This window comes from Siccirubricoccus soli (genome assembly GCF_024178315.1).
GTDB lineage: Bacteria > Pseudomonadota > Alphaproteobacteria > Acetobacterales > Acetobacteraceae > Siccirubricoccus > Siccirubricoccus soli.
Genome location: NZ_JAMZIK010000265.1, coordinates 1 through 6672, shown reverse-complemented (window position 1 = coordinate 6672; position 6672 = coordinate 1). Strand labels below are relative to the sequence as shown.

Annotated in this window: 5 protein-coding genes; 1 reads left to right on the top strand and 4 read right to left on the bottom strand. The window is 72.4% G+C overall.

Going from position 1 to position 6672, the window contains the following annotated elements:
• Window positions 1-194: 194 nt before the first annotated feature.
• Window positions 195-1223, top strand: a complete 1029-nt coding sequence (locus NJ376_RS28005) for a tripartite tricarboxylate transporter substrate binding protein (protein WP_252956645.1) — start codon at window positions 195-197, stop codon at window positions 1221-1223.
• 190 nt (window positions 1224-1413) lie between these two features.
• Here the strand turns inward: NJ376_RS28005 and NJ376_RS28000 are convergent, their stop codons facing one another.
• From NJ376_RS28000 to NJ376_RS27985, 4 genes are all read right to left on the bottom strand, one after another.
• Window positions 1414-2592 carry a uroporphyrinogen decarboxylase/cobalamine-independent methonine synthase family protein gene (locus tag NJ376_RS28000; RefSeq protein ID WP_252956644.1) on the bottom strand — a complete coding sequence of 393 codons (1179 nt, stop codon included), beginning with the start codon at window positions 2590-2592 and terminating at the stop codon, window positions 1414-1416.
• 196 nt (window positions 2593-2788) lie between these two features.
• Window positions 2789-3490 carry a phosphoribosyltransferase gene (locus NJ376_RS27995; RefSeq protein WP_252956643.1) on the bottom strand — a complete coding sequence of 234 codons (702 nt, stop codon included), beginning with the start codon at window positions 3488-3490 and terminating at the stop codon, window positions 2789-2791.
• Window positions 3491-3825: 335 nt separating this feature from the next.
• Window positions 3826-4800, bottom strand: a complete 975-nt coding sequence (locus tag NJ376_RS27990; RefSeq protein WP_252956642.1) for a 2-hydroxyacid dehydrogenase — start codon at window positions 4798-4800, stop codon at window positions 3826-3828.
• A gap of 208 nt (window positions 4801-5008) precedes the next feature.
• Window positions 5009-6325: an NtaA/DmoA family FMN-dependent monooxygenase gene (locus tag NJ376_RS27985; RefSeq protein WP_252956641.1), complete on the bottom strand. Its 1317-nt coding sequence runs from the start codon at window positions 6323-6325 to the stop codon at window positions 5009-5011.
• Window positions 6326-6672 lie beyond the last annotated feature (347 nt).

Sequence of the window (6672 nt, the reverse complement as noted above, 5' to 3'; positions counted from 1 at the left end):
GGCCGCATCGCTGCCCCCGCCGCGCCCGGTGCCGCCGCGCCCGGCCCCGGGCCGGGACAGCGGCGCGCCCGTCGGGCCTGCCCTCCCCGCCTTTTCCTTTGACAGCCCCTCCCCGCCGGGCGCCGACTCTCGGCGCAACGACAAGAGAGGGCGGCCGCGGCACCGCTGCGCGAGGCCGCTCGGGGGAAATGCCGATGCCTGACGACACGCCCCGGATGGCCGCACCCGGCGCCGGGCGGCCACCCCGCCTGCCGCGCCGCCCGCTGCTGGCCGCCCCGGCCCTGGCCCTCGCCGCCATTGCGCCGGGCCTGGCGCAATCCCGCTACCCCGCCCGCCCGGTGCAGATCGTGGTGCCCTGGGCGGCCGGTGGCGGCACCGATGCCGTCGCGCGCATGATCGCCTCCCTGCTGGAACGCGATCTCGGCCAGCCCTTCGTCGTGGTGAACCGCACCGGCGGCTCCGGCGTGGTCGGCCATGCCGCCATCTCGACCGCGCGGCCGGATGGCTACACCATCGGCCTGCTGACGCTCGAGATCGCCATGCTGCACTGGATCGGCCTGACCGAGCTGACGCCGCGCAGCTACACCCCGATCGCGCTGATGAACCAGGACCCCGCCGGGGTGCTGGTCAATGCTTCCTCGCCTTATGAGGACATCCGCGGCCTCGCCCAGGCGCTGCAGGCGGCGCCGCCGCGGCGGCTGAAGGGCAGCGGCTCCGGCCGCGGCGGCAGCTGGCACCTCGCCTTCGTCGGCTGGCTGCGCACCTTGGGCCTCGGCGCCGACCATGTGCTCTGGGTGCCGGTGGAGGGCGCGGCGCTCGGGATGCAGGAGCTGGCGGCGGGCGGCGTCGATCTCGCCGCCTGCTCCCTGCCGGAGGGCAAGGCGATGATCGATGCCCGCCGCGTCCGCCCGCTGGCCGTGATGGCGCAGGAGCGGATCGGCGCCTTCGCCGAGGTGCCGACCCTGAAGGAGTCCCTCGGCACCGACTACGCCGCCGGTCTCTGGCGCGGCATCGCCGGCCCGCCTGGCCTGCCGGAGGAGGTGCGGCAGCTGCTCGGCGCCGCGCTCGGCCGCGTCTCCCGCGCCGAGGAGTTCACTCGCTTCATGGCCGCCCGCGGCTTCGGCACCAGCTTCGCCGAGGCCGCGGAATTCGCCGCCTTCATGGATCGCTCGGACGCGGCGATGGGGCAGGCGCTGCGGGATGTGGGGCTGGCGAAGGGCTGAGCGCGGCCTCGGGCGGGGAGGGCGGCGCCACGGGTGTGGCGGCGAGCGCGACGAATTCCCGCCGTGCGTCGCAGATCCAGCACATCGCTAGAGCAGACCGCCGCAGGGCGGCATCGCCCAGAGGCGTGAATCTGCCGTGCGAACAAAGGCGTAGAGCGCTTTCGGCGGACGCATGTGAACCGAAAGCGCTCTAGGCGGCCTGCGGGAACAGCCGGGCGGAGGCGAGCCGCGCCCCCTCCGCCATGCTGCGCAGCTTCGCCCAGACCACGTCGGAGGTGACGCGGCCGCGCCCTGCCGAGGTGTCGAAGCCGCAATCCGTCCCGGCCAGCACCCGGCGTGGATCGCCCACCGCCTGGGCGACGCGGATGATGCGCTCGGCGATCACCTCCGGGTGCTCGACGAAGTTGGTCAGGGTGTCGATGACGCCGGCGACCATGAGCTGGTCCTCGGCCAGCTTCATGCGTTCCAGGCAGCGCACCTCATGCGCGTGGCGCGGATTGGCGAAGGGCAGCACCAGCCCGCCCACATTGGCGCGCAGCAGGATGGGCAGGATGTCCTCCAGCGGCACGTCGCGGTCGTGCGGCGCCTCGTAATTGCCCCAGCAGACATGCAGCCGCACCCGGTCGCGCGGAATGCCGGCGAGCGCCCGGTTGATCGCCGTCACCACCCGCTCGACGAAGCCGAGGAAGTCCGCGAGCGGCCGGTCGCGGTAGGAGCAGTGCCGTTCCAGCGCGAGGTCCGGGCAGTCGAGCTGCAGCACGAAGCCCCGCTGGACGATGGCGCGGTACTCCACCGCCAGCGCCTCGGCCAGCGCCGCGAGATAGGCCTCCTCCGTGTCGTAGTGCCGGTTCTGCACGATGGAGGCGACGATCCCGGGCGAGGGCGCGGTGAGGAAGGCTTCCGTATAGCGGCCCTGCAGGGGCTGAAGGGTGGCGGCGAAATCCTCGCATTCCTCGGTGATGACGCTGGCATCGGCATAGGCGACCGGCCCGATGGCAGCCGGCAGCAGGGCGGTGTTGCTGACCGCCTCCTTGCCCCCGGCCTGGCGGGTGAACTCCGCCTTGAACTCCGGATAGGCGTCGATATCGGCGAAGGTGGTGCGCTGGCTCTCGCCGCCGATGCCGGTGAGGCGGTGGCGGAGATAGAGGGCGAAGGAGTCGCGCTGCTGCTCGCCATTGTTGATGACGTCGAGCCCCGCCTCGAGCTGCGCCGGGACGATGCGCTGCAGCGCCTCCCGCCCCGCCGCCGCGATCGCCGCCGCATCCACTGGCTCGCCCCGCACCCGCCGGGCGTAGAGCTGCGTCAGGGCGGGCGGCCGCGGCAGGCTGCCGGTATGGGTGGTGAGGATGCGGGTCTCCGAGCCTTGCATGGCGTTCCTCCGGTGCCGCCCCGGCCCGTGCGGCGGAGCGCTTCGCTGCAGCCTAGCCCGGGTGGCGCGGCGCCGCATCCCGGGGACGCGGCATTCGTGGGGGCGCAACGAAGCCGCGCCCCGGCGCTGTCAGGCGGCGGGCGCCCCGTCCAGCTGCCATCATGCCGCCGCGCCTTGGAGCGGGGCTGGCTGAGCCTCACCTATCCCGCTCTGGCTCGTTGTCTGGCCGCCTGATCCCCGGGTCCTGCCGATCCGGCCGCAACCGATGACGCTCCAGCAGCGCGGTCACCTCGGCATCGCCGATCTGCCGGAAATCATCATAGAAGGCGCCGACCGAGCCGAAATGCGCCGGCTCGGCCAGCACCACCACTGCCTCGCAGGCCTCGCGCAGCGCCGCTGCCGCCTCGGGCGGCGCCACCGGCACGGCCAGCACCCGGCGTGCGGCGCCGGCGCGGCCGAGCGCAAGCAGCGCCGCCCGCACCGTGGCGCCGGTGGCGATGCCGTCATCCACCAGGATCGCCGTGCGGCCATGGGGCGGGACCGGCGCCCTTCCCTGCAGCCACAGCAGCCGCTGGCGCCCGATCTCGGCAAGCTGGTCCGCCGCCCGCGCGACGACCTGCTCCGGCGGGATACCGAGTGCCGCGACGACCTCCTCATTCACCACGGTCTGCGGCGGCGTTCCTTCCACCACGGCGCCGAGGGCGAGCTCCGGCTGGTCCGGCGCGCCGATCTTGCGCACCAGCAGCAGGTCGAGCGGCGCGCCGAGCGCCTCGGCGACCGGCAGGGCGACGGGCACGCCGCCGCGGGGCAGGGCGAAGACGACCGGCCGCACCGCTTTCCAAGCCAGCAGCCGGGCGGCCAGTTGCCGCCCGGCCTCGGCCCGGTCACGGAACCGCATGGCTGCCGCCGCGGGCCGGGCGCGGCCCTGGTGCCGTCCGGCCGGATAGGTGGCGCTTCAGCCTCCTGTCGAAGGCGTCGGCTGCGGTGGCGGCCATCCGATCTCCCTCGCGACGGGGAAGCCCGGGCCGGGAAAGCAGCGAGGCGCGGCCAGGGAATGCACGAGGAACGCCGGCCGGCGAGGGGCGGTTCAACCTGCCGCGACAGGCCCCGCTGCCATTGCATCGCCGCCGGGCGGTCGCGCTCCCGCGCGCTGCCGCACAGGGTGCAGCCGGCAGCGCTCGCCCTGGCGCAAGGCAGTCCCCGCCGAAGCGCGCGGCCTTGGCAGGGCGGCGGTTAACCCTGCAGCTCCGGAATCACCCAGAGGGGCGCCTCGCCGCGCGCGACGCGCTGGCAATTGTCGAAGGCGTTGCGGAAGCGGGCCTGCTGGTTGTCCCAGGTGGGGCCGGCGAAATGCGGGGTGAGGGTGACGTTCGGCAGGCGGAAGAGCGGGTTGTCCGCCGGCGGCGGCTCCTGGTCGAAGACATCGAGGCCGGCGCCGGCGATCCTCCCCTCGGCCAGCGCCTCGGTCAGCGCCGCCTCGTCGATCACCGGGCCGCGGCAGGTGTTGATGATATAGCTGGTCGGCTTCATCAGCTTCAATTCCGCCGCGCCGATCATGTGCCTGCTGGCCGGCGTCAGCGGCACGTGCAGGGAAACGATGTCGGCGTTGCGCAGGATCTCGTTCAGCAGCTTGAAGCGGACGGAGAGCGCATCCTCCTCCGCTTCCGAGACGCGCTTGATGTCGTAGTAGTGCACCGTCATGCCGAAGGCATTGGCCAGCCGCGCCACCTTCTTGCCGATGGCGCCCAGCCCGACGATGCCGAGCACCTTGTCCCGCAGCTCATAGAGCTTCACCTGGCTGGGGTCGTTGCCGCGCCAGCGGCCGGCGGCGACGTTCTCATGCTGCCAGACCAGGCGGCGGCAGGTGGCGAGCATGAGCAGCATGGCGTGCTCGGCCACCGCCGTGCTGTTCGCGCCGCCATTGTTGCAGACCGGCACGCCCGCCGCCCGCGCGGCCTCGATATCCACCGTGTCATAGCCGGCGGAGAGAAGCTGGAAGAGCTTCAGCTTCGGCGCCTGCGCGTAGAAGCCGGCATCCACCGCCTTGTTGCCGAAGCCTACCAGGAAATCCGCACCCGGCAGCGCCGCCTTGAATTCCGGACTGCCGAGCGGGGCGATCACCAGCTCCAGCCCCGCGGGCGCCATGGAGCGGGCGAGATCGGCCGCGCTCAAGGGAGAGTCCATCATCAGGATGCGGGGCTGGGCCATCTTTCCTCCTCGGCCCTCCCCTCACTTGCCGGGGGAGGGCTGCAACGGTGAATCCGGGCCGCCCGTTGCCCTGCCGAGGCTTCGCCTCGGCAGGCTGTGCGGGAAGCCTGGTGGTGAGCGAACCGGGCCCCCAAGGCGTTGCGCAGCAACGTCGTGGGGAAAAGTCCTGGGGTCCCCATGGCGGCGCGAAGCGACGTCATGGGGAAGATCAGAACTCCCGCAGATTGTCCCGGAACTGCTCATAGGTATAGGCCCGGCGCGTCAGGCCGCGGCGCTGCAGGGCGGGCACCAGCCCATCCGCCACCTCGGCGATGGTGCGGCGGCTGACATCACCCATGGAGAAGAGGAAGCCGTCGCCGCCCACCTCCTCCATCGCCTCCGCCATCTGCGCTGCGATGTCGTCCGGCGTGCCGATCAGCTCCACCGAGCCGGAGGTGCCGCGATAGCTCAGCATCGCCTCCCGCAGGCTCTTCTTGCCGGCGACGCGCTTGAAGTCGTCGAGGCTCTGCTGGTGGCCATTGGTGCGGAGATCCAGCGTGTCCACCGGCGCGTCCAGGTCGTACTGCGCGAAATCGATATTGGTGATCTTGCCGAAGAAGGCGAGGAGCTGCGGCACCTGCGCCTCCGCCCGGGCGATGCGGGCCTGCTTCTTCGCTTCCGCCTCCGCCCGGCTGCCGGCGATGATGGGGTTGACCAGAAACAGCAGCTTCACATGGTCCGGGTCGCGGCCGGCGGCGGCGGCGCGGGCGCGGACATCGTCCCGGTATGCCTTCATCGCCGCCGTGCCCTTGATGCTGGCGACGATGGTATCGGCATTCGCCGCGGCGAATTGCCTGCCGCGCGGGCTGCCGCCGGCCTGGGCGATGACCGGGCGGCCCTGCGGGCAGGGGCCGCTGTTGAGCGGGCCATGGGTGCGGTACCACTTGCCCTCGAAATCCACCGCATGGACCTTGGTGTGGTCCACCAGCACGCCGCTTTCCTCATCGGCGACGATGGCGCCCGGCTCCCAGCTGTCCCACAGCCCGTTCACCGCCTGCATGTACTCATCCGCCATGTCGTAGCGCAGGTCGTGGTCCGGAAGCTGCGGCAGGCCGTAATTGCGGGCGGCGACGTCGGAGGAGCCGGTGACCATGTTCCAGCCGGCGCGGCCGCTGCTGATCTGGTCCAGCGAGGCCATCATCCGCGCCAGCAGATAGGGCGGGTGGGTGAAGGTGGCGAAGGTGGGGACGATGCCGATGCGCTTCGTCGCGGCCGCCATCAGCGTGGCGGTGATGGCCGGATCCTGCCGCGGCACGGCGAGGCCGTGCTTCAGGTAGATCTCCCGCGAGCCGCCATAGCTTTCCCCGACATAGGAGCTGTCCTCGATGAGGACGTAGTCGAAGCAGGCGCGCTCCAGATGGCGGGCAAGGTCGCAGAACAGCTCCGGCACCATCCAGTCCCGGCCGATGGCGCCGGTGAAGGGCTCGCCCCAGGCCTGGACGGAGGAGCCCTGGAGGAACCAGCCGAGGTGGAAGGGTTTGGGCATCAGGCGCGCTCCGCGACGAAGGATGGGCCGGCGCAGCATATTCCGTGCCATGGTGGCCGACCATGATTGATCCCGGCCGTGCCGCGGCGCGGCTGCGGGAGCGCCGGCCCTGCGCGGCCCGCCATGGCGCGCCCCCCGGCGCCGGCAGAGGGGCGCTGCCGCTCTGCCCTCCCCGCCAAGGGCCGAAGGGCCCTTGGAACCCTTGAGTTGGGCATCACGCCGGCTCCATCCAGCGCGCCAGGCGGGCGCGGCCGGCGGCGAAGCGGTGCATGTCGTGCAGCAGGCGCCAGATGGCGCGGGGCGGGTGCCAAAGGCGGTGGAGCATGGCTGCCGCGAAGCGCTGGAGG